The sequence below is a fragment of the Enterovirga sp. CN4-39 genome, assembly GCF_049446235.1.
GTDB lineage: Bacteria > Pseudomonadota > Alphaproteobacteria > Rhizobiales > Beijerinckiaceae > Enterovirga.
Genome location: NZ_JBMSEF010000001.1, coordinates 703,313 through 725,487, shown reverse-complemented (window position 1 = coordinate 725,487; position 22,175 = coordinate 703,313). Strand labels below are relative to the sequence as shown.

The 22,175-nt window shown below is 66.4% G+C and carries 24 protein-coding genes and 2 tRNA genes; 20 read left to right on the top strand and 6 right to left on the bottom strand.

What is annotated here, in order from left to right:
• Positions 1-228: 228 nt before the first annotated feature.
• Positions 229-621 carry a hypothetical protein gene (locus ACO2SS_RS03575; protein ID WP_423276179.1) on the bottom strand — a complete coding sequence of 131 codons (393 nt, stop codon included), beginning with the start codon at positions 619-621 and terminating at the stop codon, positions 229-231.
• Between the two features lie 226 nt (positions 622-847).
• On the opposite strand from ACO2SS_RS03575, the gene ACO2SS_RS03570 reads away from it, so the two are divergent.
• The 9 genes from ACO2SS_RS03570 (at position 848) to ACO2SS_RS03530 (ending at position 9,353) form a co-directional block, all read left to right on the top strand.
• Positions 848-1,102 (top strand): twin-arginine translocase TatA/TatE family subunit, encoded by a 255-nt coding sequence (locus tag ACO2SS_RS03570; RefSeq protein WP_423276178.1) that lies wholly within the window; start codon positions 848-850, stop codon positions 1,100-1,102.
• Positions 1,103-1,172: 70 nt separating this feature from the next.
• On the top strand, positions 1,173-1,703 hold the full coding sequence (gene tatB / locus ACO2SS_RS03565) for a Sec-independent protein translocase protein TatB (RefSeq protein ID WP_423276177.1): 531 nt from the start codon (positions 1,173-1,175) through the stop codon (positions 1,701-1,703).
• Positions 1,700-2,500: a twin-arginine translocase subunit TatC gene (tatC, locus tag ACO2SS_RS03560; RefSeq protein WP_423276176.1), complete on the top strand. Its 801-nt coding sequence runs from the start codon at positions 1,700-1,702 to the stop codon at positions 2,498-2,500. The genes tatB and tatC overlap by 4 nt, the downstream gene beginning before the upstream one ends.
• A 113-nt stretch (positions 2,501-2,613) precedes the next feature.
• On the top strand, positions 2,614-3,939 hold the full coding sequence (gene serS, locus ACO2SS_RS03555) for a serine--tRNA ligase (protein WP_423276175.1): 1,326 nt from the start codon (positions 2,614-2,616) through the stop codon (positions 3,937-3,939).
• A 52-nt stretch (positions 3,940-3,991) separates the two neighbouring features.
• The gene (surE, locus tag ACO2SS_RS03550) at positions 3,992-4,768 is read left to right on the top strand and encodes a 5'/3'-nucleotidase SurE (protein WP_423276174.1); all 777 of its coding nucleotides are present in this window, start codon (positions 3,992-3,994) and stop codon (positions 4,766-4,768) included.
• Positions 4,769-4,802: 34 nt separating this feature from the next.
• A complete protein-coding gene (locus ACO2SS_RS03545; RefSeq protein WP_423276173.1) occupies positions 4,803-5,192 on the top strand; it encodes a hypothetical protein in 390 nt (129 codons plus the stop codon).
• Between the two features lie 113 nt (positions 5,193-5,305).
• Positions 5,306-6,748 carry a dihydrolipoyl dehydrogenase gene (gene lpdA / locus ACO2SS_RS03540; RefSeq protein ID WP_423276172.1) on the top strand — a complete coding sequence of 481 codons (1,443 nt, stop codon included), beginning with the start codon at positions 5,306-5,308 and terminating at the stop codon, positions 6,746-6,748.
• Positions 6,749-6,817: 69 nt separating this feature from the next.
• Positions 6,818-8,209: a glutathione-disulfide reductase gene (gene gor / locus ACO2SS_RS03535; protein ID WP_423276171.1), complete on the top strand. Its 1,392-nt coding sequence runs from the start codon at positions 6,818-6,820 to the stop codon at positions 8,207-8,209.
• A 13-nt stretch (positions 8,210-8,222) separates the two neighbouring features.
• Positions 8,223-9,353 carry an iron-containing alcohol dehydrogenase gene (locus tag ACO2SS_RS03530; protein ID WP_423276170.1) on the top strand — a complete coding sequence of 377 codons (1,131 nt, stop codon included), beginning with the start codon at positions 8,223-8,225 and terminating at the stop codon, positions 9,351-9,353.
• An 84-nt stretch (positions 9,354-9,437) separates the two neighbouring features.
• On the opposite strand, the gene ACO2SS_RS03525 is transcribed toward ACO2SS_RS03530, so the two are convergent.
• On the bottom strand, positions 9,438-10,190 hold the full coding sequence (locus ACO2SS_RS03525; RefSeq protein WP_423276169.1) for an SDR family oxidoreductase: 753 nt from the start codon (positions 10,188-10,190) through the stop codon (positions 9,438-9,440).
• A gap of 166 nt (positions 10,191-10,356) precedes the next feature.
• Here ACO2SS_RS03525 and ACO2SS_RS03520 point away from each other — a divergent pair, with 166 nt between their 5' ends.
• The 5 genes from ACO2SS_RS03520 (at position 10,357) to ACO2SS_RS03500 (ending at position 15,267) form a co-directional block, all read left to right on the top strand.
• A complete protein-coding gene (locus ACO2SS_RS03520) occupies positions 10,357-11,742 on the top strand; it encodes a class II 3-deoxy-7-phosphoheptulonate synthase (RefSeq protein ID WP_423276168.1) in 1,386 nt (461 codons plus the stop codon).
• A gap of 259 nt (positions 11,743-12,001) precedes the next feature.
• Positions 12,002-12,763, top strand: a complete 762-nt coding sequence (locus tag ACO2SS_RS03515) for a hypothetical protein (protein WP_423276167.1) — start codon at positions 12,002-12,004, stop codon at positions 12,761-12,763.
• Positions 12,764-12,814: 51 nt separating this feature from the next.
• Positions 12,815-14,152 carry a glutamate--tRNA ligase gene (gene gltX, locus ACO2SS_RS03510; RefSeq protein ID WP_423276166.1) on the top strand — a complete coding sequence of 446 codons (1,338 nt, stop codon included), beginning with the start codon at positions 12,815-12,817 and terminating at the stop codon, positions 14,150-14,152.
• Between the two features lie 113 nt (positions 14,153-14,265).
• The gene (locus ACO2SS_RS03505) at positions 14,266-14,634 is read left to right on the top strand and encodes a YybH family protein (protein ID WP_423276165.1); all 369 of its coding nucleotides are present in this window, start codon (positions 14,266-14,268) and stop codon (positions 14,632-14,634) included.
• A gap of 114 nt (positions 14,635-14,748) precedes the next feature.
• The gene (locus ACO2SS_RS03500) at positions 14,749-15,267 is read left to right on the top strand and encodes a CreA family protein (RefSeq protein ID WP_423276164.1); all 519 of its coding nucleotides are present in this window, start codon (positions 14,749-14,751) and stop codon (positions 15,265-15,267) included.
• A 22-nt stretch (positions 15,268-15,289) separates the two neighbouring features.
• On the opposite strand, the gene ACO2SS_RS03495 is transcribed toward ACO2SS_RS03500, so the two are convergent.
• Positions 15,290-15,616 (bottom strand): hypothetical protein, encoded by a 327-nt coding sequence (locus ACO2SS_RS03495; protein WP_423276163.1) that lies wholly within the window; start codon positions 15,614-15,616, stop codon positions 15,290-15,292.
• Between the two features lie 266 nt (positions 15,617-15,882).
• Here ACO2SS_RS03495 and cysS point away from each other — a divergent pair, with 266 nt between their 5' ends.
• Positions 15,883-17,229 (top strand): cysteine--tRNA ligase, encoded by a 1,347-nt coding sequence (gene cysS, locus ACO2SS_RS03490; RefSeq protein WP_423276162.1) that lies wholly within the window; start codon positions 15,883-15,885, stop codon positions 17,227-17,229.
• Positions 17,230-17,634: 405 nt separating this feature from the next.
• On the opposite strand, the gene ACO2SS_RS03485 is transcribed toward cysS, so the two are convergent.
• The gene (locus ACO2SS_RS03485) at positions 17,635-18,213 is read right to left on the bottom strand and encodes a L,D-transpeptidase (protein ID WP_423276161.1); all 579 of its coding nucleotides are present in this window, start codon (positions 18,211-18,213) and stop codon (positions 17,635-17,637) included.
• Between the two features lie 189 nt (positions 18,214-18,402).
• Between ACO2SS_RS03485 and ACO2SS_RS03480 the strand changes: the two genes are divergently transcribed.
• A tRNA-Val gene (locus tag ACO2SS_RS03480) sits at positions 18,403-18,477 on the top strand.
• 7 nt (positions 18,478-18,484) lie between these two features.
• On the opposite strand, the gene gph is transcribed toward ACO2SS_RS03480, so the two are convergent.
• Positions 18,485-19,162 (bottom strand): phosphoglycolate phosphatase, encoded by a 678-nt coding sequence (gene gph, locus ACO2SS_RS03475; protein WP_423276160.1) that lies wholly within the window; start codon positions 19,160-19,162, stop codon positions 18,485-18,487.
• Positions 19,163-19,243: 81 nt separating this feature from the next.
• Between gph and ACO2SS_RS03470 the strand changes: the two genes are divergently transcribed.
• From ACO2SS_RS03470 to ACO2SS_RS03460, 3 genes are read left to right on the top strand one after another with little or no spacing between them, the layout of a single operon-like run.
• A complete protein-coding gene (locus tag ACO2SS_RS03470; protein ID WP_423276159.1) occupies positions 19,244-19,678 on the top strand; it encodes a hypothetical protein in 435 nt (144 codons plus the stop codon).
• Between the two features lie 8 nt (positions 19,679-19,686).
• On the top strand, positions 19,687-20,376 hold the full coding sequence (gene rpiA, locus ACO2SS_RS03465) for a ribose-5-phosphate isomerase RpiA (RefSeq protein WP_423276158.1): 690 nt from the start codon (positions 19,687-19,689) through the stop codon (positions 20,374-20,376).
• A 26-nt stretch (positions 20,377-20,402) separates the two neighbouring features.
• Positions 20,403-20,900: a DUF2059 domain-containing protein gene (locus ACO2SS_RS03460; protein WP_423276157.1), complete on the top strand. Its 498-nt coding sequence runs from the start codon at positions 20,403-20,405 to the stop codon at positions 20,898-20,900.
• Between the two features lie 3 nt (positions 20,901-20,903).
• On the opposite strand, the gene ACO2SS_RS03455 is transcribed toward ACO2SS_RS03460, so the two are convergent.
• Positions 20,904-21,863 (bottom strand): tripartite tricarboxylate transporter substrate binding protein, encoded by a 960-nt coding sequence (locus ACO2SS_RS03455; protein WP_423276156.1) that lies wholly within the window; start codon positions 21,861-21,863, stop codon positions 20,904-20,906.
• Between the two features lie 164 nt (positions 21,864-22,027).
• Between ACO2SS_RS03455 and ACO2SS_RS03450 the strand changes: the two genes are divergently transcribed.
• Positions 22,028-22,103, top strand: a tRNA-Glu gene (locus tag ACO2SS_RS03450).
• The last annotated feature ends 72 nt before the right edge of the window (positions 22,104-22,175 follow it).

Genomic DNA, 22,175 nt, shown 5'->3' with positions numbered 1-22,175 from the left:
TGCCTGACGTCGGGTTGCGATCGAGTGGAGCCCTCCGTTCAGCCTGGACCCAGCCCGTGGCGTTGTTCGGCGAGCGGCCTAGGACCACCCCGATAGCGGCCAATCTTTGGCCAACGCTCGTCCGGGAGGGCTGCTCAACAGCGCGGGGTCGCCGAGGCGTCGCTTGCCGAGCGTGGTCCGGCCGGGAGCCCCCGGCCGCCCGCAGCCGGCTACCTCGGCTAAGCGGCCTCAGAAGCGCATCCCGACCCCGGCCCGGCCGTTATTCAGAACCGGCCGAACCGCGCGCGGGTCGTCTTCCAGCTCGAATGCGGGGGCACTCGGGCGCTGCGGACGGGAGTCGACCCGGTTCGAGTAGCTGCTTCCCGAGGATTGCGCCGGGGCCGTTGCCGACGGCGCCTGGAGCTTCTTCCGGGGCGCAGTGCTCGCGGCCTTGTTCGAAGTGTCGGCTGCGGGATTGCGGGCCCGGCGGGGCTGCGTCGCGCTGCCGCTGGCGGGTGCGGCGTCGCGGAGCGAAGGCGGCATGGTGATCGGAGCTGGCGCCATCACGCCCTGCGCTTGAGCGGCGCCGGTCGCCAGCATGGTGCCGAGAGCGGCCAATGTCAGTCCGCGGGACAGTTTCATCTGAGCTCCGAAGCAGGTGGGGTCGGGCCCTTCTAGCACCTCGTCGGCCGAAGGTCGAAAACCACGGCCTCGGCGCTCTTTCAGGCGATGCGCCGTTCACCACCCGCTTCAATTCGCCAAAGGGCGATAGCGCCGCAGGCAGGATATCCTTGTTTTCCCCGCGTTCGGACCCTAGTTTGCCGGCCAACATCGGGCGCTGGGCCAACAGGCCACGAAGGAGATCGCCATGGGTGGCGCAAGCATCTGGCACTGGGTCGTCGTCGGCGGGATCGTCATGCTGCTCTTCGGACGCGGCAAGATCTCCGAGATGATGGGCGACGTCGCCAAGGGCATCAAAGCATTCAAGAAGGGGATGTCGGACGAGGATACGGCAGCCACGACGCCGCCCGCGCCCGCGTCGAACGAGCCGGTTCGCACGATCGAGCACGCAAACACGCAGCCGGCCGGGACGACCTCGACCCTTAACCGCCAAGTCGGCTGAGGAACTCGCCGTCAAGCTGCCCCTGCCCGCCCGGCTTTGAGGGCGGGCTGAGTTCCGAGATACGCTGCCCATGTTCGACATGAGCTGGGGCGAGGTGATGGTGATCGGCGGCGTCGCCCTCATCGTGATCGGCCCCAAGGACCTGCCCAAGGCCTTGCGCACCGTTGGCCAGATGACGGCCAAGGTGCGCCGTCTTGCATCCGAATTCCAGGGACAGTTCAACGAGGCCATGCGCGAGGCGGAGCTCGATGAGGTCCGCCGCGAGGTCGAGGGCATAAACCGGCAGGTTTCCTCGGCGACGAGTTCGGCCTTCAATCCCATCCAGACGATCCGCGACGAGCTGAAGACGGCCGTCGAGGCAAAGGCGGTCTCCGGCGAGGGGAATGCCGGAGCCTCCGATGCCGTCCCCGCTCCGGCCGTGGAGGAGGCGGGTCCGATCCCGCAGATCGAGCCCATGCCCGAGCCTGCCTTGCCGCCGCCCGATCCGGTCGTGCCCATCCCTCCCGATTTGACGGGTCCCGGCCTCGAGCCCGGGCCGGCCGAAGTGCCGGCCGCAGCTAACGCGCCTGAGCCCGCTCCCCTCAAGAGTGCCCAGGCGTGAGGACTGCGGAAGACGAAGCGGAGATCGAAGCCTCTCGAGCCCCGCTGATCGAGCATCTGATCGAGCTGAGATCGCGCCTCATCAAGGCGCTCGCGGCGTTCATCGTGATGTTCTTCCTGTGCTTCGCGCTCGCCAAGCACATCTACAACATCCTCGTGCAGCCCTATGTCTGGGCCGTGGGCGACGCGGAACACGCGCGGCTCATCTACACCCACGCGCTGGAGTTCCTGTTCACGCAGATCCAGGTCGCTGTGTTCGGGGCGGGCTTCCTGGCCTTCCCGGTGATCGCGACGCAGATCTACAAGTTCGTCGCGCCGGGCCTCTACAAGAACGAGCGCGGCGCGTTCCTGCCCTATCTCGTGGCAACCCCCATCCTGTTCCTGCTCGGGGCGCTGCTCGTCTATTTCATGGCGATGCCGCTGCTGATGCGGTTCTCGGTCGGGATGCAGCAGTTCGCTGTTGGGGACAGCCCGACGATCGAGTTCCTGCCCAAGGTCAACGAGTACCTCTCGCTGATCATGACGCTGATCTTCGCCTTCGGGATCTGCTTCCAGCTGCCGGTCGTGCTGACGCTCCTCGCCCGGGCCGGGATGATCGATTCGAAGTTCCTGAAGGAGAAGCGGCGCTATGCGATCGTGATCGTCTTCGTGATCGCAGCGGTCCTGACGCCCCCCGACGTGATCAGCCAGCTCGCCTTGGCTATACCGACCCTGGCGCTCTACGAAGCGTCGATTCTCGCGGTGGTGATGGCCGAGAAGAAGCGCGCCAAGGCGGACGCGGAGGCTGCGGCCACCTAGGGAGCGGGCTGCCGGGCTTGTCCCGGGCTGCCCAATGTGAAAAGCGGAGCGCTTCCTCGATCCGGATGGCCGCGGCGCGCGGTCATGACACTGAAGAGCGCTATCGCTCCGCCATGCACGACATCCGCTTCATCCGGGAGAACCCGGACGCTTTCGACCAGGGCCTCCGCAATCGCGGCATGGAGCCGCTATCGGCTGAGTTGATCCGACTGGACGACGCGCGCCGCTCCGCGATCTCAGAGGCTCAGGCCGCCCAGGAGCGGCGCAATGCCCTCTCCAAGGAGATCGGCGCCGCCAAGAAGGCGAAGGACGAGACGCGCGCGGCCGAGCTGATGGCCGAGGTGGCGCGACTGAAGGAATCCATCCCGGAGCAGGAGAAGCGAGAGAAGGACGCGACCGAGGCGCTGGAGAAGCGTCTTGCGGAGATCCCGAACATCCCGAACCTGGACGTACCGGTCGGAAAGGACGAGCACGACAACGTCCAGCGCGAGGAACATCGCTTCGAGGGCAGCCGGCAGCTCGGCTCGGGCAAGCAGCATTTCGAGCTGGCCGAGGCCTGGAAGGTCGGCATCGGCCCGGCGATGGACTTTGAGGTGGCCGCCAAGCTCTCCGGTTCGCGCTTCGTCGTCTTGCGTGGCCAACTCGCCCGTCTCGAGCGGGCCCTCGGGCAGTTCATGCTCGACCTGCACACGACCGAGCACCGCTACACGGAGGTCTCACCGCCGCTGATGGTGCGGGACGACGCGATGTTCGGCACGGCGCAGCTGCCGAAATTCCGGGATGATCAGTTCTTCGCCGGGAATGTCGAGCAGATCGGCGCGGGTGCGCCCGAAGGACACTGGCTCATCCCCACGGCCGAGGTCCCGCTGACGAACCTCGTGCGTGAGAGCATCCTTTCCGATGAGGAACTGCCCCTTCGCTTCACCGCCCTCACGCCTTGCTTCCGCGCGGAGGCCGGCGCCGCGGGTCGGGACACGCGCGGCATGCTGCGCCAGCACCAGTTCACCAAATGCGAGCTCGTCTCGATCGCGACGCCGGACAAGTCGGCCGAGGAGCACGAGCGCATGCTGGCCTGCGCCGAGGAGGTGCTGAAGCGGCTCGACCTGCCGTTCAGGGTGATGACGCTCTGCACGGGCGACATGGGCTTCGCCTCGGCCAAGACCTACGACATCGAGGTCTGGATGCCGGGGCAGGGGACCTATCGGGAGATCTCCTCCTGCTCGGTCTGCACCGACTTTCAGGCCCGCCGCATGAATGCGCGCTTCCGGGCCAAGGGCGAGAAGCAGCCGCGCTTCGTCCACACGCTGAACGGCTCGGGGGTCGCGGTCGGCCGCGCGCTGATCGCCGTGCTGGAGAACTATCAGGAGCCGGACGGCTCCGTCACGATCCCGTCGGTGCTTCAGCCCTATATGGGCGGACTCACCCGGATCGGAGACTGATTCTTCTCCGCGCCGTCACCTGAGGCGCCCCGGAATGACAGTGGAGTTGAGATTGAGAATTCTCGTCACCAACGATGACGGCATCCACTCGCCCGGGCTCGAGCTCCTCGAAAAGGTCGCCCGGGAGCTCTCGGACGACGTCTGGGTCTCCGCACCCGAATTCGACAATTCCGGGGTCTCGCATTCGCTGTCCCTCTCCGATCCCCTGCGGCTGAGGCAGGTCTCCGAGCGGCGCTTCGCCGTGAAGGGTACGCCGACGGACTGCGTCATCATGGCGACGCGCCACATCCTGAAGGACGGGCGGCCCGATCTGGTCCTTTCCGGCATCAACCGCGGCTCGAACGTCGCCGAGGATGTCGGCTATTCCGGCACCATCGCCGGAGCCATGGAGGGGACGGTGCTCGGAATTCCGTCGGTGGCGCTTTCCCAGGCCTACGGCAAGAGCGGGCGCGACCACATCAAGTGGCATTGCGGCGAGCGCCACGGTGCGGCGACCATCCGGGCCATACTCGATGCGGGCATCCCGGAGGGGACCCTCGTCAACGTCAATTTTCCCGATTGCGAGCCCGAGGAGGTGAAGGGCATCGCCGTCACGGCCCAGGGCAAGCGTGACAATGGGCTGCTGGGCATCGAGGAACGGCGCGACGGTCGCGGAAATCCCTACTTCTGGATCGGCTTCTCGCGGCAGCCTTTCACGCCCGGGAATGGCACCGACCTAAAGGCCCTCTCGGAGGGCAAGATTTCCGTCACTCCGCTGAAGATCGACCTCACGGACGAGCCGACGGTGACGCACTTCGCCCGAGCTTTCGCAGAACGGAAGGTGAGCTAGGGCGTTTCTCCGGCGAACGGAGACGCCCCGCCCCATGCTGAACCTTCACTCGCCCTTCCGCCGCGCTGTCGCCGAGGACATGGACACGATCCGGGCGCTGCTTGGCGAGCGCTCCGGCCCGGCACCCGCCGAGGCCGTGGTGGCGGACGAGGGCGGGGAGATCACGGCCGTCCTCGACGGCCGCCCGGACGGCGGTGCGTGGCGCGTCGATGCTCTCGCCGTCTTCCATGAGCGGGTCGGGGAACTCGGCCCGCGCGTGCTGCGGCTTGCGGATGCGCTGGCGGCGGAGGACGGGCTCGCATCCGTGGTGCTCGAACCCGCCTCGCTCGATCCCGAGATGCGGGCCCTCCTGGAGGAGGAAGGTTTCCGACCGAAGCCTGGCGCCGCTGGATTGATGGAACGGCCCGTCATCCCGCAGGGATGAAACCGGCCATGTCGCGACCGGGCTTGACCCAGCCATCGCGCCGCCCTTGAACAAACCTCCCGGTCCCGGCGGAATGCGTCGCGGCCCGGACATCGCCAGGGTAGGAAACGCACATGGCCGGCGAGTACGACGTCATCATCATTGGGGCGGGACCCGGCGGCTATGTGGCGGCCATCCGCTCGGCGCAGCTCGGCTTCAAGACCGCTGTCGTCGACCGCGAGCATCTGGGCGGCATCTGCCTGAACTGGGGCTGCATTCCGACCAAGGCGCTGCTGCGCTCGGCCGAAATCTACCACTACATGCAGCACCCGGCGGATTATGGGCTGAAGATCGAGGGCACGGTGTCGGCCGATGTCAGTGCCGTCGTGAAACGCTCGCGGGGTGTCTCGAAGCGACTCGCTGACGGCGTCGCGTTCCTTATGAAGAAGAACAAGATCGATGTGATCTGGGGCGAAGCCGCGGTCGAGTCCGCCCCGAAGGGCGGTACTCCCGGAAAGATCACCGTCAAGGAGACGAAGCGCGCGGCACCCCCGAAGGGCGCGCTCGGTGCGGGCTCCTACTCGGCCAAGCACATCGTCGTCGCGACCGGCGCCCGGCCTCGCGCGCTTCCCGGCATCGAGCCGGACAAGAAACTCATCTGGACCTATTACGAGGCGATGGTGCCGGAGAGGATGCCGAAGTCGCTCCTCGTCATGGGATCGGGCGCGATCGGTATCGAATTCGCCTCATTCTACCGCACTATGGGCGCCGAGGTGACCGTCGTGGAGCTGCTGCCCCAGATCCTGCCGGTGGAGGATGCGGAGATCGCCGCCTTCGCCCGCAAGCGCTTCGAGAAGCAGGGGATCAAGTTCCTGACGGGCGCCAAGGTGACGAAGGTGGAGAAGGGCTTCGACCAGGTCACCGCGACGATCGAGGACGGCAAGGGCGGCACGCAGACCATCACGGCCGAACGGCTTATCTCGGCCGTCGGCGTCGTCGGCAACATCGAGAATATCGGGCTGGAGAAGCTCGGGGTGAAGATCGAGCGCGGCATCGTCGTCACCGACGGACTCGGCCGGACCAACGTGCCCGGCGTCTACGCGATCGGGGATGTCGCAGGTCCGCCAATGCTGGCCCACAAGGCGGAGCACGAGGGCGAGCGCTGCATGGAAGCCATCAAGGGGCTCCATGCCGAGCCGCTCGACAAGGGGAAGATTCCTGGCTGCACATACTGCAACCCGCAGATTGCCTCTGTCGGACTGACCGAGTCCAAAGCGAAGGAGCAGGGCTACGACATTCGCGTCGGCCGCTTTCCCTTCGTCGGCAACGGCAAGGCTATCGCGCTCGGCGAAGACCAGGGCATGGTCAAGACGATCTTCGACAAGAAGACGGGCCAGCTCCTCGGCGCACATATGGTCGGCGCGGAGGTCACCGAGCTTATCCAGGGCTTCGTGATTGCCATGAATCTCGAGACGACCGAGGAGGAGCTGATCCACACGGTCTTCCCGCATCCGACCCTGTCGGAAACGATGCATGAGGCCGTGCTCGACGCCTACGGACGCGTGATTCACACGTGAGCCGTCGCGTTCCGCGGGCGGGCTGGGCTTCATTCCGCGCGGGCTCTCTCGTGCGGCTTCAGGTGAGACATGGCTGATTTTGACGTCGATCTTTTCGTCATCGGGGCGGGTTCGGGAGGCGTCCGCGCCGCTCGGATCGCGGCAGGCCATGGCGCCAAGGTCGCTATCGCAGAGGAGTACCGGTTCGGTGGCACCTGCGTGATCCGCGGCTGCGTGCCGAAGAAGCTGATGGTCTATGCGAGCCGTTTCCGGGACGAGTTCGCGGATGCGGCCGGCTTCGGCTGGCAGGTCGGCGAGACCCGGTTCGACTGGGCGACGCTCAAGGCGAACCGTGATGCCGAGATCAGCCGGCTGGAGCGGATCTACGGCGCCCTGCTTCAGGGCTCGAAGATCGCGACCTTCAGCGAGCGCGCCGTCATCGAGGATGCCAACACGGTGCGCCTGATCACGTCGGGCCGTACGATTCGTGCCGGCCACATCCTCATCGCGGTCGGTGCGCATCCCACCATGGAGCCCCCCATCCCCGGCGGGGATCTCGCCATCACCTCCAACGAGGTGTTCGAGCTCGAGAAGCTGCCACCGCGCATCCTGGTGGTGGGTGGGGGGTATATTGCGGTGGAGTTCGCGGGCGTGTTCCACGGCCTCGGTTCCCGCACCTCGCTGCTGCACCGAGGCGAAAGGCTCCTGCGCGGTTTCGACGAGGACGTGCGCGAAGCGCTAGGCAAGGCCTATGCGGAGCGCGGGATCGACTTGCGCCTCGGCGTCATGCTCGAGCGCCTCGAGCGTCGGGATGACTGCATCGCCGTGACACTCTCCGACGGGCAGGTGCTGGAAACGGACCAGGTCCTCGTGGCGACCGGGCGCCGTCCCAATACGCGGCATCTCGGGCTGGAGAAGGTGGGGATCGAGCTCGATATGGTTGGCGCGATCCCGGTGGACGGCTATTCGCGCACCTCCGTTCCCTCGATTTCGGCAGTCGGCGACGTGACGAACCGGGCGAACCTCACGCCCGTCGCCATCCGCGAGGGTCATGCGTTCGCCGATACGCTTTTCGGCGGCAAGCCTTCTCTCGTCGAGCACGAGCTCATCCCGACGGCCGTGTTCTCCACTCCGGAAATCGGGACCGTCGGGCACGGCGAAGAGGCCGCGCGACGCCTCTACGGCGATGAGAACGTGATCATCTACAAGGCAAGCTTCCGGCCCATGAAGGCCACCCTGTCGGGCCGGAGCGAGCAGGTGCTGATGAAGCTCGTCGTTCACGCCGAGACCGACAAGGTGCTCGGGGTGCACGTGGTCGGGGAGCATGCGGGCGAGATGATCCAGCTCGCGGGTGTCGCGGTTTCGATGGGGGCAACGAAGACCGATTTCGACCGGACGGTCGCGGTTCACCCCACGGCTGCCGAGGAACTCGTCACCATGCGGACGCCCTTCGTCACCAAACGACCGGTCGCGGTCGGCTGAGGCTCAGGACATCATGGCGCTCATCACTTACCTGACGACAATCCGCTTCGGCGACGGCGTCCTGACGGAACTGCCCGAGGACTTCGCGGCGCTCGGGATCACCCGGCCGCTCATCGTGACGGACAAGGGCGTGGCCGCGACGGGGCTGCTCGACCGACTGCTCGCGGTGCTGCCGCCCGGAATGGCTGCCATCGTGTTCGACGAGGTACCCTCGAATCCGACGGAGGCGGCCACCCTCGCGGCCGTCGAGACGTATCTCACGGAGAGGTGCGACGGCCTGATCGGGTTTGGCGGCGGGTCGCCGATCGACCTCGCAAAGGCCGTGTCGATCCTCGCCACCCATCCGGGGCCGCTCGCGCGCTATGCCGCGATCGATGGTGGCATTCCGCTGATCACGGCGGCGGTCGCTCCGGTCATCGCCATCCCGACGACCGCGGGCACGGGCAGCGAGGTCGGCCGTGCCGCGCTCATGAACCTGGCCGATGGCCGGAAGGTGGGCCTCATCAGCCCACACCTCATCCCGAAGCGTGCGATCTGCGAGCCGGATCTGACACTCGGGCTGCCGCCTCGGCTGACGGCGGCGACCGGTATGGACGCGATGTCGCACTGCATCGAGACCTTCCTGTCCCCGCGTTTCAACCCGCCCGCCGACGCGATCGCGCTCGATGGGGCAGGGCGGATTGTCCGGAACCTGGAGAAGGCGGTGGCCAACGGGCAGGACCGCAAAGCCCGCTCCGAGCTGATGATGGGCGCGCTTCAGGGCGGCATGTGCTTCCAGAAGGGCCTCGGCGCGGTGCACGGGCTTTCACACGCGCTGGGCTCGCTGAAGCACCCGGCGCTCCATCACGGTACGCTGAACGCGGTGCTTCTCCCGCCCGTCCTGCGCTACAACGCGGGCTCGGCAGACGAGAAGTATGAGCGCCTGGCACTGGCTGCGGGCCTGCCTGCCGATGCGGACCTCGCCGGTTACGTGGATGGGTTGAACGCCCGAATCGGCATGCCGAAGACCCTGGGCGAGATGGGCGTTCCGGAAGCGGTTCTGCCCGAGATGGCGAAAAAGGCGGAGCTCGATCACTCGACGCCAACGAATCCGAGGCCCGTGAAGGCCGCGGATTACCTGCAGATGATGCGCGAGACGATGTAGAGCCCGTTCCCGCTTACCCCGGCGAAAGCCGGGGTCGAAGCTAAAGTTGGGCGGCGGCCCGCGCCGGCGTGAGTGTAAGGTGCTCTAACCCCGGCCGACGAAGGGCATCTTCGTCGCCATGATCGTCATGAACTGCACGTTGGCCTCCAGCGGCAGGGACGCCATGTAGAGGATGGCACTGCCGACGTGGTCGGGATCCATGACGGCCTCGGGCCGGATGGACCCGTCCGCCTGCGGCACCCCGGCCTTCATGCGGCCGCCCATCGCGGTGTCGGCGTTGCCGATGTCGATCTGGCTGCAAGCGATGTCATAGGCGCGCCCGTCCAGCGAAGTCGACTTGGTCAGCCCGGTTACGGCGTGCTTGGTCGACGTGTAGGCGATCGAGAAGGGCCGCGGGGCGTGGGCCGAGATCGACCCGTTGTTGATGATGCGGCCGCCGCGGGGGTTCTGATCCTTCATGATCCGGAACGCGTGCTGGGTGCACAGGAACATGCCGGTCAGGTTCGTATCGACCACCGCACGCCAGGTTTCGAGCGGCAGGTCCTCGATCGGCACGGCGGGAGCTCCGCGGCCCGCATTGTTGAACAGAAGGTCGAGCCGGCCAAAGGTTTCCCTTGTCTGGCGAAACAGGCTCTCCACATCGTCGGGCAGGGTGATGTCGCTCGGCACGACGAGAGTGCGGCCCGGCTCGGCTTGCGCTGCGACCTCATCGAGCGGCTCGCGCCGGCGGCCGGAGAGAACGACGGACCAGCCGTCCCGTAGCAGTGCCAGCGATGCCGCCTTGCCGACGCCAGTGCCTGCTCCTGTGACGAGGGCGATCTTTCCCGATCCGCTCATCCTTGTTCTCTCCGCTTTGCTCCCTGCAAAGCCTCTTACGGCGAAGCGCAGTTTCGCGACAGCGGAATCATCTGTCCGCCGAGCCTCGCTCCCGCCGTCTTGTGATGTATAAGCACCCGTTACTCACGGGCGCCACACGCGCCGCTGAGATGAACTGGAGAAGGTTATGAGCGAGCGTTGGGCACCTGATAGCTGGCGGCAACGTCCGATCCAGCAGGTGCCGTTTTATGCGGACCAGGAAGCGCTCGGAGCCGTCGAGGCCCAGCTCGCCGGGTTTCCGCCGCTCGTTTTTGCAGGCGAGGCGCGCAAGCTCAAGCGGGCGTTGAGCAAGGTCGCGGCCGGCGAGGCCTTCCTGCTCCAGGGCGGGGATTGCGCCGAGAGTTTCGCCGAGCATTCGGCGGACAACATCCGCGACTTCTTTCGCGTCTTCCTGCAGATGGCGGTGGTCCTGACCTTCGCGGGTGCGTCGCCCGTCGTGAAGGTCGGCCGGATCGCGGGCCAGTTTGCAAAGCCGCGCTCCGCCCCGACCGAAACGATCGATGGCGTCGAGTTGCCGAGCTACCGCGGCGACATCATCAATGACAACGAGTTCACGGCCTCGGCGCGCGAACCCGATCCGCGTCGGCAACTCGAGGCCTACCGGCAATCGGCCGCTACCCTGAACCTGCTGCGCGCCTTTGCGACCGGCGGCTATGCGAACCTCGACAATGTCGACCGCTGGATGCTGGGTTTTGCGAAGGACTCAGCGCAATCGTCGCGGTATCGAGAGCTGGCCGATCGCATCTCCGAGACGCTCGCCTTCATGCGGGCGATCGGCATCGACCCGGAAGTCCACCCGGAGATGCGGACGACGGACTTCTACACGAGCCACGAGGCGCTGCTGCTCGGCTACGAGCAGGCAATGACGCGCGTCGATTCGACGACCGGCGACTACTACGCCACTTCCGGGCACATGCTCTGGATCGGCGACCGGACCCGGCAGGTTGACCACGCCCACGTGGAATATGCGCGGGGGATCAAGAATCCGATCGGCCTGAAATGCGGCCCGTCGCTCACGCCGGACGGCTTGCTGCGGCTGGCGGACATCCTCGATCCGGATCGCGAGCCGGGCCGACTGACGCTCATCTGCCGCTTTGGCGCCACGAAGGTCTTCGAGCACCTTCCGGCGCTGGTTCGGGCGATGAAGAGGGAAGGCCGCACGCCGATCTGGTCATGCGATCCGATGCACGGCAACACCGTGAAGTCCGGCAACGGCTACAAGACGCGGCCGTTCGAGCTTGTGGTGGGAGAGATCAAGTCGTTCTTCGCAGTCCATCAGGCCGAAGGCACGCATGCGGGCGGCGTGCATCTCGAGATGACGGGCAAGAACGTCACCGAATGCACTGGCGGCGCGCGGGCGGTGACCGACCAGGATCTCGGCGACCGTTATCACACGTTCTGCGATCCGCGGCTCAATGCGGAGCAGGCGCTGGAAGTCGCGTTCATGACCGCCGAACTCATCAAGCAGGAGCGGCTCGCGCGGGGCATACCGGTCCCCGCGGCTGCCGAGTAGCATGAACAAAAAGGGGCGGTGTATCACCGCCCCTTTTCTCTTTCGCGAGCTGTCGTGAAGAACTGGGCTCAGCTCAGCCAGTTCGTAAACAGCGCAATCAAGATGATGATCGGCAGGGGTATGCCGATGAGCCAGAGGAGGCCGCCCTTGAGCATGTCTGTCTCCCGTTCAAAGATGCCTGTTCAACTTCGGGAAGCTTGACCGGTTCCGAACAGATCGCCTGCTCTCGACGGCATTCCCAATGCTCGCTGCGGCGGTCTTGAACCTCACCGCCCTCACGTCACCTCAACTCCGCCGGCTCGGGCTGGTCGGGGATGCGGTGGCGCTCTGGTCGCGTGCCAGCCGGCAGCGTCGAGCGTGGCGGCCGCATGAGGCACGGTGCCATGAGGTCGTGAGGCAATCCGTCTCCGGCCTGCAATCCAGGAGGACGGTCCTTGTTCTCGGATCGGGGTTGATCCGGGATGTGCCGCTCGCGTTTCTAACCGCCCAGTTCGAGCGCGTGGTGCTGCTCGACGCCGTTCATCTTCTCCCTGCACGACGAAAGGCGGGCCGCGCCGGTGCCGAACCCGTCGTGGCCGACCTTACCGGTGCCGCGGCATGGCTCGCGGGCGAGGCGGATGGACGCTCCGACCCGCTCTCAGCCTGGCGGAAAGATCCGAGCCTCGACCTCGTGATCTCGGCCAATGTCCTGTCCCAGCTCCCGATGGCAATCGAGCGTTGGCTGGAGCGGAGGCCGCGCAAGGCGGCCCACCTTCCGGCCGATCTTCCACGGCTGGTGACCCGCTGGCACCTCGCCGACCTTGCCCGCCTTCACTCCCGCGTGTGCCTTCTGACGGATGTTGCCTACCGCGTTCTCGGCCGCGCCGGCTCGATCGTGGAGCAGGAAACCCTGATCGGCGACGAGTGCCTCCCGCCCCCCGAGAATAGCTGGGACTGGCAACTCGCACCCTTCGGCGAGATCGGGCGCGGGGAGGCGCATATCCACCGGGTGCACGGCTATTCGAAGTTCCGGCCCTCGTGACCGCGGCGGACGGGCGAGACAGCGAGGCGCCGAGTCGCTACACCCCCGGGCATGTCTCCGGTCCTGCGCTTTGCCCCGTCGCCGACGGGCCTCATCCATATCGGCAATGCTCGCACGGCGCTCCTGAACGCGCTCGTTGCAAGACGGCAGGGCGGCACCTTCGTACTGCGCTTCGACGACACGGACGCCGAGCGCTCACGCGCCGAGTACGCCGACCAGACCGAGATCGACCTCGCTTGGCTCGGTATCGTCCCCGACCTCGTGGTGCGGCAATCGGACCGGATGGAACTCTATGCCGAAGCCGCCGAGCGCCTGAAGGCCAGCGGCCGCCTCTATCCCTGCTACGAGACGGCGGAGGAGTTGGAGCGCCGCCGCCGAATCCAACTCGCCCGCGGCCAGCCGCCGATCTACGACCGGGCCGCCCTCACACTGACGGAGGACGACCGGCGGGCCCTCGAGGCGCAGGGCCGGCGCCCGCATTGGCGTTTCCGGCTCCAGCCGCGACTCGTGGCTTGGGACGACCTCGTGCGGGGAGCTTCCCACGTAGATTGCGCCTCGCTTTCCGACCCCGTGCTGGTGCGCGAGGACGGCACGTACCTCTACACGCTTCCCTCCGTCGTGGACGACATCGCGCTCGGAATCACCGACGTGGTGCGCGGCGAGGACCACGTCACCAATACGGGGGTGCAGATCCAGCTGTTCGAGGCGCTGGGCGGAGCGGCGCCCCGCTTCGGCCACCACAACCTCCTGACGACCGTCAGCGGCGAGGGGCTATCAAAGCGTTCAGGCGCGCTGTCGCTGCACCAACTGGCGGCGGACGGGTACGAGCCGCTTGCCGTGGCGGCGCTGGCCGTGCTCGTCGGCTCATCCGAGGCCGTGCGGCCGGTGGCAGACCTCGACGAACTCGCGTCGCTCGTCGACCTCGCCCACATCTCGCGGGCGCCGGCGAAGTTCGACGAGTCGGAGCTCGACAACCTGAACGCGCGGTTCGTCCACGCGATGTCCTATGAAGCGGCCCAGCCGCGACTCGAGGATCTGCGGATCGGTGGCGGCGAGGCATTCTGGAACGCGATCCGGGCGAACCTGTCCCGGTTCGGGGATGCCCTGCGCTGGTGGGGCATCGTCGAGGGGCCCGTCTCCCCGGAGATCGTGGACAAGGCCCTGACCGATGCCGCGCTCGAACTCCTGCCGCCCGAGCCGTGGGATGGCTCGACTTGGAAGATCTGGACGGAGGCGGTCCGGGCTGAGACCGGCCTGAAGGGGCGTGCGCTCTTCATGCCGCTGCGGCTCGCCCTGACCGGCCTCGATCATGGGCCGGAACTTGCCGTCCTTCTGCCGCTCATCGGCCCGGAGCGCGCGAGGGAAAGGCTGAATGGCGAGGTAGCGTAGCCGAGCGCGGCGTTGGCCGGAACGGTTCGTCAAGCCTATCGCAAGGCTGGACTCCTGCCTCGTTCGGGCGCTTCCTGAGGTGGTCTCGACACCACCGTGACACGGAGGCGACGTTGAGCATTCTCGACCAGATCCAGTCCCGCAACGATCTGTTCAGCGAGGCTGTCACCCGTGGCGACGCGGCTGCCGTAGCCTCCCTCTACACCGACGATGCGTGGCTCCTTCCGCCGGGCGCGCCGATGATCCGGGGCAAGGCAGGAATCGAGGCCTTCTGGAAGACTCAGTTCGAGCAGGTCGCGGCGATCGATCTGACCGCTGTCGATGTGGCCTCACTTGGCGAGAACAGCGCCCGCGAGGTCGGTCGGTTCGGCCTTCGGAGTAAGGGACACCCGGATGTCACCGCCGGAAAATACCTCGTCGTGTGGCGGCGTTTGGGCGACGCTTGGTATCTTGAGGTCGATACGTTCAACCTAGACGGCTAGCGGGCCTCATCTTTTTCGTCGTCGGGCTCACATCCTGGGCGCACCGGCTCCGGTGCCGGCCTCCTGCGAAGCTTCGCCGGGCTTCCTATATCCCGCGTCAACGAGGAGAGTTTGATGCGGACGTGGATTGTAGGTGTCGCCGGTACTCTGGCGGCCGGCTTGTTGTTGGCCGGCCCGGCGCTCGCTGATGGCCCGGATGCGATCTTCAAGAAATCGACCGTATGGCGGGCGCTTACGCCCAACGACAAGCTTGCCGTCTACGGGATCGACGATCCGGAGGTCGAGGGCGTCGCGTGTCATTACACGGTGCCGGAGAAGGGCGGCGTGAAAGGAACTCTGGGCTTCGCCGAAGAGCGTTCCGAGATTTCGCTCGCCTGCCGACAGGTCGGCCCGATCAAGTTCAAGGCGAAGCTCGACCAGGGAGACGTCGTGTTCTCGGAGCGCCGCTCGTTCGTTTTCAAGAAGATGCAGATCGTGCGCGGCTGCGACGCAAAGCGCAACGTGCTCGTCTATCTGGTCTATTCAGACCGCGTTATCGAAGGCTCGCCCCAGAACTCCACCTCGACCGTCCCGATCATGCCCTGGGGGCAGGAGAGTGAGGTCCAGCGCTGCGGCGACTTCATCAAGGGCTGAGCGGGGCCCGCAGGCCCGGTGCTCAGCGGCTGCAGGTGATGGAGATCGGCCGGCTGGCGGGCTGGCTCGCGCGAAGCAGGCGTCCCTGGATCGAGCCGGTCACCTCAATGGTGTCGGTCTCCCCGAAAGAGTCGGAGCGGGCGAAGCCCTGCGCCATGCACCACTGGTCGGCGACCACCTTGCCGCACTCCGGCGTCTTGCATTCGGCGACGCCGTAGCTGTCATCGGCCGGTATGACGAAAGTGGCGCTCGAGCTGGTCTCGCCGGACACGCTCTCGGGCATCCCGAGAACGGTCGCGCCGCAGAGCACCGAAGCGACCAGACCGAGCATGGCCAACCTGCGACGCATCGTAAACATCCCCTCAAGCCGACAGGCTGACTTCGTCGAAAATTCTTGGCCCGCGGCCATGAACAAAGCTTTAAGTGGCAGGTCTCGCTCCGGGAGTGCGCCGCCGCACCCGCTATCGCCGGGAGGCGTCGCTCTTGACGGATTCGGCGCCGACCGGCAATCGGCGAGGTATTCCCCGGAGCCTTCTGTCGCCGGCTGTTGCCATATTGCACCGCAATGCGCTTTGCACGCGGGGTAGGGCAGGGGAGTTGTCGGAGACTTCGATCATGGCCGCGCCGCTCAGGCTGACCAACACGCTGACGCGCCGGAAGGAGGAATTCCGGCCGATCGATCCGTCGAACGTGCGCATCTATGCCTGCGGGCCCACGGTCTACGACTTCGCGCACATCGGGAACGCGCGGCCGATCATCGTCTTCGACCTGCTTTTCCGCCTTCTCCGCCACCTCTACGGCGAGGCCCACGTCACCTACGTCCGGAACGTCACGGACGTGGACGACAAGATCAACGCGCGGGCGGCGGAGCGGGGCGTCTCCATCCGCGAACTCACGGACGGCACGCTGACGCAGTTCCACGAGGATATCCGCGCGCTCGGGGTGTTGCGGCCGAGTGTCGAGCCCCGCGCGACGGATCACATCGAGGAGATGCGCCGACTCATCGAGGGTCTGGTGAAGTCCGGGCACGCCTATGTGGCCGAGGAGCATGTCCTGTTCGATGTGCCGTCCATGCCGGATTACGGCCAGCTCTCGAAGCGTCCCCTCGACGAGATGGAGGCTGGCGCGCGGGTGGATGTCGCGCCCTACAAGCGCTCGCCGCTCGACTTCGTGCTGTGGAAGCCGTCGAAGGCAGGCGAGCCCTCATGGCCTTCACCCGCTGGCATCGCGACACCAGGGCGGCCCGGGTGGCATATCGAGTGCTCCGCGATGTCGTGGAAGCATCTCGGCGAGACGTTCGACATTCACGCGGGCGGTCTAGACCTGATCTTTCCGCATCACGAGAACGAGATCGCCCAGTCGCGGTGCTGCTTTGGAACGGCAGTGATGGCCAATTACTGGCTCCACAACGGTTTCCTCCAGGTCGAAGGCGAGAAGATGTCGAAGTCGCTCGGCAACTTCGTCACGATCCACGATGCGTTGAAGGAGTGGCCTGGAGAGGTAATCCGCCTCAACATGCTGAAGACGCATTACCGGCAGCCGATCGACTGGACCGCGCGGAGCCTGGATGAGAGCTGGGACACCCTGCGCTCCTGGTACGCGCATGAGGATTTCGGCAGCGGGGGCGACGCGGAGATCGCACCGTCAGTGCTTGAGGCCCTGCTCGACGACCTGAACACGCCGAGGGCGATCGCGGAATTGCACTCCCTTTCCGGAAAGGGTGATCGCGCCGCGCTGGCCTCAACCCTCCGCGCGCTCGGGTTCGCCGGTCGCATCGACGATCCGCGCGCGGTCGAGGTCGATCGCGATGCGGTTCAGCAGAAGATCGAGCTTCGCCTCGCTGCCCGTGCTGCCAAGAACTGGGCGGAGTCCGATCGGATCCGCGACGAGCTGAAGGCCATGGGCGTCCAGCTGAAGGACGGAAAGGACGGAACTACGACCTGGGAGTTCGCGCGGCACTGACGCTGCCGCTCGACTTGGCGTTTCGCCTGCAGAGACGAAGGCAAAAGCGTGCGGGGGGTATCTCCGGATGCCGCGAACTACCTCCCGCCGAGAGAAAGCGACAATCGCCTGACGTTGTGCCGTCCGCGTGCCCTGACTATCCAGATGATCGCGGCGACGTCCGAAATGAATGTATCCAGGCGTTGAGCAAGCGTGTCCATGACCGTTCCCTTTTGCTTCTACAACGCCGATACCGCGCCCGCGTTTCATCGTGATTGCATCCCGGTTGCGTGGCGCAGTCACGCTTCGTCTTGCGATCAGCTCTTGGCCTGTTCCGTCTCCCTCGCATCGGGCGAAAAGGGAGCGGGCCCGAGAACGAAAATGGCCGCCCGAGGGCGGCCATTCCAGGGTAAGTGAAGACCTGTCTTACCGCACGACGACGACGCGCGTTCCTACCCGGACACGCTGATACAGATCGACGACGTCATCATTCAGCATCCGGATGCAGCCCGACGACACGGCCTGACCGATCGACTCGGGTTCGTTGGAGCCGTGGATCCGGTATAGCGAGGAACCGAGATAGAGCGCGCGCGCGCCGAGCGGATTGTCCAGACCGCCCTTCATGTGGCGCGGCAGGTCGGGACGACGACGAAGCATCTGGGCCGGCGGGCGCCAATCCGGCCATTCCCGCTTCATGGTGATCGTCTTGGTCCCCGACCAAGTAAAGCCGGGCCGGCCGACGCCAACGCCGTAGCGGATCGCCTGGCCGTTGGGTAGCACGTAGTAAAGCCGCCGCTCCGAGGTGGAGACCACGACTGTGCCCGGCGCGTAGCGGCTGCGGAAATCGACCAGCTCTCGCGGAATGGCTGCGGCTTGAGGGACCATTCCCTGCGATGGACCGACGGGCTGGCGGGTGAAGGGATCGATGTCCCAGGCTGCAAGGCCCGGGCTGGAGAGTGCGGCCATGCAGGCAAGGCCGGCAAACAACGCGGGTAGGCGACGCATGTGATCCTCGTGGGCACACTTCGACGGTCATGAACCGAACACGAGGCTACAAGGCACAGGGCGCGCCACTGATCCAGCTTGCCGCCAAATTGACCTTAATCCGCCACCATGTTCCCCAGCCCGATTTCGCGTCTCACGATCCTTCCTTGACGGGAGGGGCCGAGCACCCTAGGAAGCCGCCTCGGGTTCGGGCGCGTAGCTCAGCGGGAGAGCATTCGCTTCACACGCGAAGGGTCACAGGTTCAATCCCTGTCGCGCCCACCACCCGCCCTCACCATCTCGCGGTAATGGACGCCACTGCCGCAGGCAGCTCTTCGAAGGCGTCGATCGCGATGTCAGGGTCGAGTTCGCGCACAGGCCGATCCGTATAGCCGAACGTGACGGCGACGACCGGAATGCCCGCCGCTTTGGCAGTTGCGATGTCGGTCAGCGAATCTCCCACCATGATCGCCCTGCTCGGGTCCCCGCCGGCGGCCTCGATGGTCAGTGTCAGATGCCTCGGATCAGGCTTGAAGTAGGCAAAGGTATCCCGCCCGCAGATGGCGGCGAAGCGATCCGCCGTTCCGAGAGCTCGCAGCAACTGCCTGGAATGGGCCTCGATCTTGTTCGTGCAGACGGCGAGTCGGAAGCCGCTTGCCTCGATCTTGTCGAGCGCCGCTTCGACGCCGTCGAAGAGGTGGCTCGCCACGCAAAGATTCTCGGCGTAATGGGCGAGGAAGTCGCGGTAGAGTTCGTCGGATTTTTTAGGCGTGAGCTCCCGTCCGGCCGCCACGAAGCCACGGTCGACAAGGGCGCGCGCGCCAGCCCCGATCAGCTCGCGCGCATCGTCCAGCGCCACGGGGGGGAGCCCCTCACGCGCCAGGATTACGTTCAGGGTCCCGATGAGATCGGGAGCCGTGTGGGCGAGGGTGCCGTCGAGGTCGAAGACGGCAATTGGAGATTGGGTCATCGCGGCTCGCTACAGACGGGGTCTTGCGCGATCAAGCCGGGCCATGCGGTAACTTCGCGGACGAATCGAGCGGAGGAACGGATGGGTCGCCATCTCAGAGGAGTCCTGGCAGCGGTGTCGCTCACGGTCGCCGTCGCGGGAAGCCCGTCGGTCCGGGCGGCCAGCTTTGACTTCGTCCCCGCGCCGCAGACCGACCTCAATCGCATCTACCGGATCGACAAGTATTCCGGCGAGGTCAGCTCCTGCCAGTACGGCCTTCAGGAGGGCTCGGTCGGCGTCACGCTGTGCTTCGGGGCAGGGGAGGGGGCTGGACCTCAGCCGCCGGGCGAATACGGCATCGTCTCCTCTCGCCACGAGCGCGAGGGTGGCGTGTTCCGGGTCAACTTCCGAACCGGCGAGATGAGCGTCTGCTACGTCTTCGACGAGAAGGTGGTCTGCACGCCGCAGACCAATCCACCGCCGCTGGCGCGCCCGGCGTCCCCCGCTCCGGCCGCCCCGGCGGCGCAGCGCCCGTGAGTCCCGCCATGACACCTGACGACGCCAAACGCCTCGCGGCCGAGCGGGCCTGCGACCTCGTCCAGAGCGGGATGAAGCTGGGGCTCGGGACCGGCTCGACGGCAGCCCTCTTCGTCGCGGAGCTTGGTCGGCGCAAGCTCGACATCGTCGGCGTGCCGACATCGGAGGCCACCCGGCGCCAGGCAGAGGCTCTCGGCATCCGTCTCGCGACGCTTGAGGAGGAGCCGCAGCTCGATCTCACGATTGACGGGGCCGACGAGATCGACCCAGCCTTGAACCTGATCAAAGGCGGGGGAGGAGCGCTCCTGCGCGAGAAACTGGTTGCGGCGGCGAGCAGCCGCATGGTCGTGATCGCCGACGCTTCCAAGCGGGTTGCGCAACTCGGGCAATTCCCACTTCCCATCGAGGTCGTCCCGTTTGGTATCGAGACGACGCGGCGCCGCCTCGCCAAGTGTCTCGACCTTCTCGAGCTCGAGGCGGAGATGCGGCTGCGCACGGCAGCCGACGGCTCGCCTTTCAGGACGGACGGCGGCAACGTGATCCTCGACCTGCCGCTCGGTGAAATTCCCGACCCCTACGGCCTGGCCGCGGCTCTGAAATCGGTTCTCGGGGTCGTGGATCATGGCCTCTTCGTCGCGATGGCCTCGCTTGCCTTGATCGGCGGGCCGGAGGGCGTCATTGAGATGTCCGGAAGCTGAGGCAAGAGCAAGGAGAGCCCGCCCAGATGGTTTGTATCGTGCCCCGCCTGTCGGTCGCCCTGCTCGCGCTCGCGGTTATGGCCGCGCCCGTCCGGGCCCAGGAGCCCTCCGCCTCCCACTTGGCTGCTGCCCGCGAGCTGATGGAGACAACGGCGATCCTCGCGCCGGTGAACGATCTCATCACCAGCTTCTCGGAGCAGATCCGGCGACAGAACGTGACCCGTCCCGAGCTGGTGAAGGACCTGGACGAGGTGCTGAAGACGCTGCAGCCGGAGATGCAGCTGCAACGACAGCAGATCACCAACGTGGTCTCGCGCACCTACGCGAAATGGCTGAGCGAGCCCGAGCTGAAGGAGGTGATCGCCTTCTTCAAGTCTCCGATTGGTGCGAAGTACAACAAGGTCCAGGGCGACCTGGCGGATGATGTCGTGAACGACGTCCAGGTCTGGACCCAGCAGGCCTCCGAATACCTCATGGTCCGCGTCCGCGCCGAAATGGGGAAGCGTGGCCACCAGATGCAGTAGGCGCTAGTCGCCCTTCTTCAGGAGGCCGGCTGCCTTGAGGGCCTCCTGCACGCGCCGATGCTCCTCCCGGACGAAGGCGGCGAAGGGCTCGGGTGCGAGAAACGCATCCTGCCAACTCCGGCTTTGGAGCATCTGCTGCCAGACCCTTGTGTCGACCGCCGAGCGGACGAGCGTGGCAAGCCGATCCTGCTGCTCGGCCGAAAGAGCCGGTCCCGCCATGACACCCCGCCAGTTCGCGAATTCCAGCGGGATGCTACCCTCGCTGAGGGTTGGCGCATCCAGGCCCGGGAGTCGCACGGCGGCGCTCACGCCCAGGAGTCGGAGCCGGCCTGCGGCGATCTCGCGCTGGATCTCGCCCAGCGCCAGCATGGCGATCCCGACCCGTTCTTCCGCGGCGGCGATGCCAGCCTCGGAGCTCGTGAGAAACGGGACGTAGTTCAGCCGCTGCGCGGAAATGCCGAGCGCCTTGCCGAGGAGGATGGCTGCGACATGGTCGACACCGCCGCTCGGCCCACCTGCCCACGCGAGCCGTGCCGGCTCTGTCAGTAGCGCCGCCCTGAGGTCATCCAGCGACTTCAGCGGGGAGTTCACCGGGACCACAAGGCCGTAAGGCTCGGCGCTGAGCCGGGCAATCGGCCTAAGTCGGGCGAACTCCGCTCCGCTCCGACCGAGCACGCTCGCATCGAGCATCGTGAGGCCAGTCACGAGCAGGTCGGTATCCGAATGGGTTGCCAGGAAGTGGCCGAGGCCGAGGACGCCCGCGCGCCCAGGCTTGTTCGTCACCACGGCCTCGAGCCCGCCCTTCTCCGCCAAGGCTCCGCGGAGCGCCTGGGCCACGTGGTCCCAGCCCGAACCTGGGGCGGAGGGAGCGACGATCCTGATATCGACGCCCTGGCTGTGGACGGCGGAGGGAGCGGAGCAGAGGAACGCACAAAGCAGGAGCGGCAGCGCTCTTGTTCTCATTCGTTTGGTCGCGGCGGCCGTGTCTCGAGCGGCACGCTAGACGCCCCTCCGCGAGCCGACAAGGCACAAGGTGAAGCTTCGTGTCGATTACCTCGTGCCGGAGCGAGTTCTGGCTTGTCCCGAGCCGACTCGCCCTCTATACGTCCGGCGCTGCCTGCAGCCCCGCGCCCATCGTCTAGCGGTCTAGGACGTCGCCCTTTCACGGCGAAAACACGGGTTCGAGTCCCGTTGGGCGCGCCAGCGCTGAAACCCAAGTGCCACAAGGGTTTCGGCCTTGTCGAAGCAGCCCTTCCAACACTCCGTCCCACATAG

Bases quoted from the DNA above. Each gene is read 5' to 3' on its own strand.
- ACO2SS_RS03575 (WP_423276179.1), bottom strand. From the start codon at position 621: ATGAAACTGTCCCGCGGACTGACATTGGCCGCTCTCGGCACCATGCTG.
- ACO2SS_RS03570 (WP_423276178.1), top strand. From the start codon at position 848: ATGGGTGGCGCAAGCATCTGGCACTGGGTCGTCGTCGGCGGGATCGTC.
- tatB (WP_423276177.1), top strand. From the start codon at position 1,173: ATGTTCGACATGAGCTGGGGCGAGGTGATGGTGATCGGCGGCGTCGCC.
- serS (WP_423276175.1), top strand. From the start codon at position 2,614: ATGCACGACATCCGCTTCATCCGGGAGAACCCGGACGCTTTCGACCAG.
- ACO2SS_RS03545 (WP_423276173.1), top strand. From the start codon at position 4,803: ATGCTGAACCTTCACTCGCCCTTCCGCCGCGCTGTCGCCGAGGACATG.
- lpdA (WP_423276172.1), top strand. From the start codon at position 5,306: ATGGCCGGCGAGTACGACGTCATCATCATTGGGGCGGGACCCGGCGGC.
- gor (WP_423276171.1), top strand. From the start codon at position 6,818: ATGGCTGATTTTGACGTCGATCTTTTCGTCATCGGGGCGGGTTCGGGA.
- ACO2SS_RS03530 (WP_423276170.1), top strand. From the start codon at position 8,223: ATGGCGCTCATCACTTACCTGACGACAATCCGCTTCGGCGACGGCGTC.
- ACO2SS_RS03525 (WP_423276169.1), bottom strand. From the start codon at position 10,190: ATGAGCGGATCGGGAAAGATCGCCCTCGTCACAGGAGCAGGCACTGGC.
- ACO2SS_RS03520 (WP_423276168.1), top strand. From the start codon at position 10,357: ATGAGCGAGCGTTGGGCACCTGATAGCTGGCGGCAACGTCCGATCCAG.
- gltX (WP_423276166.1), top strand. From the start codon at position 12,815: ATGTCTCCGGTCCTGCGCTTTGCCCCGTCGCCGACGGGCCTCATCCAT.
- ACO2SS_RS03500 (WP_423276164.1), top strand. From the start codon at position 14,749: ATGCGGACGTGGATTGTAGGTGTCGCCGGTACTCTGGCGGCCGGCTTG.
- ACO2SS_RS03495 (WP_423276163.1), bottom strand. From the start codon at position 15,616: ATGCGTCGCAGGTTGGCCATGCTCGGTCTGGTCGCTTCGGTGCTCTGC.
- cysS (WP_423276162.1), top strand. From the start codon at position 15,883: ATGGCCGCGCCGCTCAGGCTGACCAACACGCTGACGCGCCGGAAGGAG.
- ACO2SS_RS03485 (WP_423276161.1), bottom strand. From the start codon at position 18,213: ATGCGTCGCCTACCCGCGTTGTTTGCCGGCCTTGCCTGCATGGCCGCA.
- gph (WP_423276160.1), bottom strand. From the start codon at position 19,162: ATGACCCAATCTCCAATTGCCGTCTTCGACCTCGACGGCACCCTCGCC.
- ACO2SS_RS03470 (WP_423276159.1), top strand. From the start codon at position 19,244: ATGGGTCGCCATCTCAGAGGAGTCCTGGCAGCGGTGTCGCTCACGGTC.
- rpiA (WP_423276158.1), top strand. From the start codon at position 19,687: ATGACACCTGACGACGCCAAACGCCTCGCGGCCGAGCGGGCCTGCGAC.
- ACO2SS_RS03460 (WP_423276157.1), top strand. From the start codon at position 20,403: ATGGTTTGTATCGTGCCCCGCCTGTCGGTCGCCCTGCTCGCGCTCGCG.
- ACO2SS_RS03455 (WP_423276156.1), bottom strand. From the start codon at position 21,863: ATGAGAACAAGAGCGCTGCCGCTCCTGCTTTGTGCGTTCCTCTGCTCC.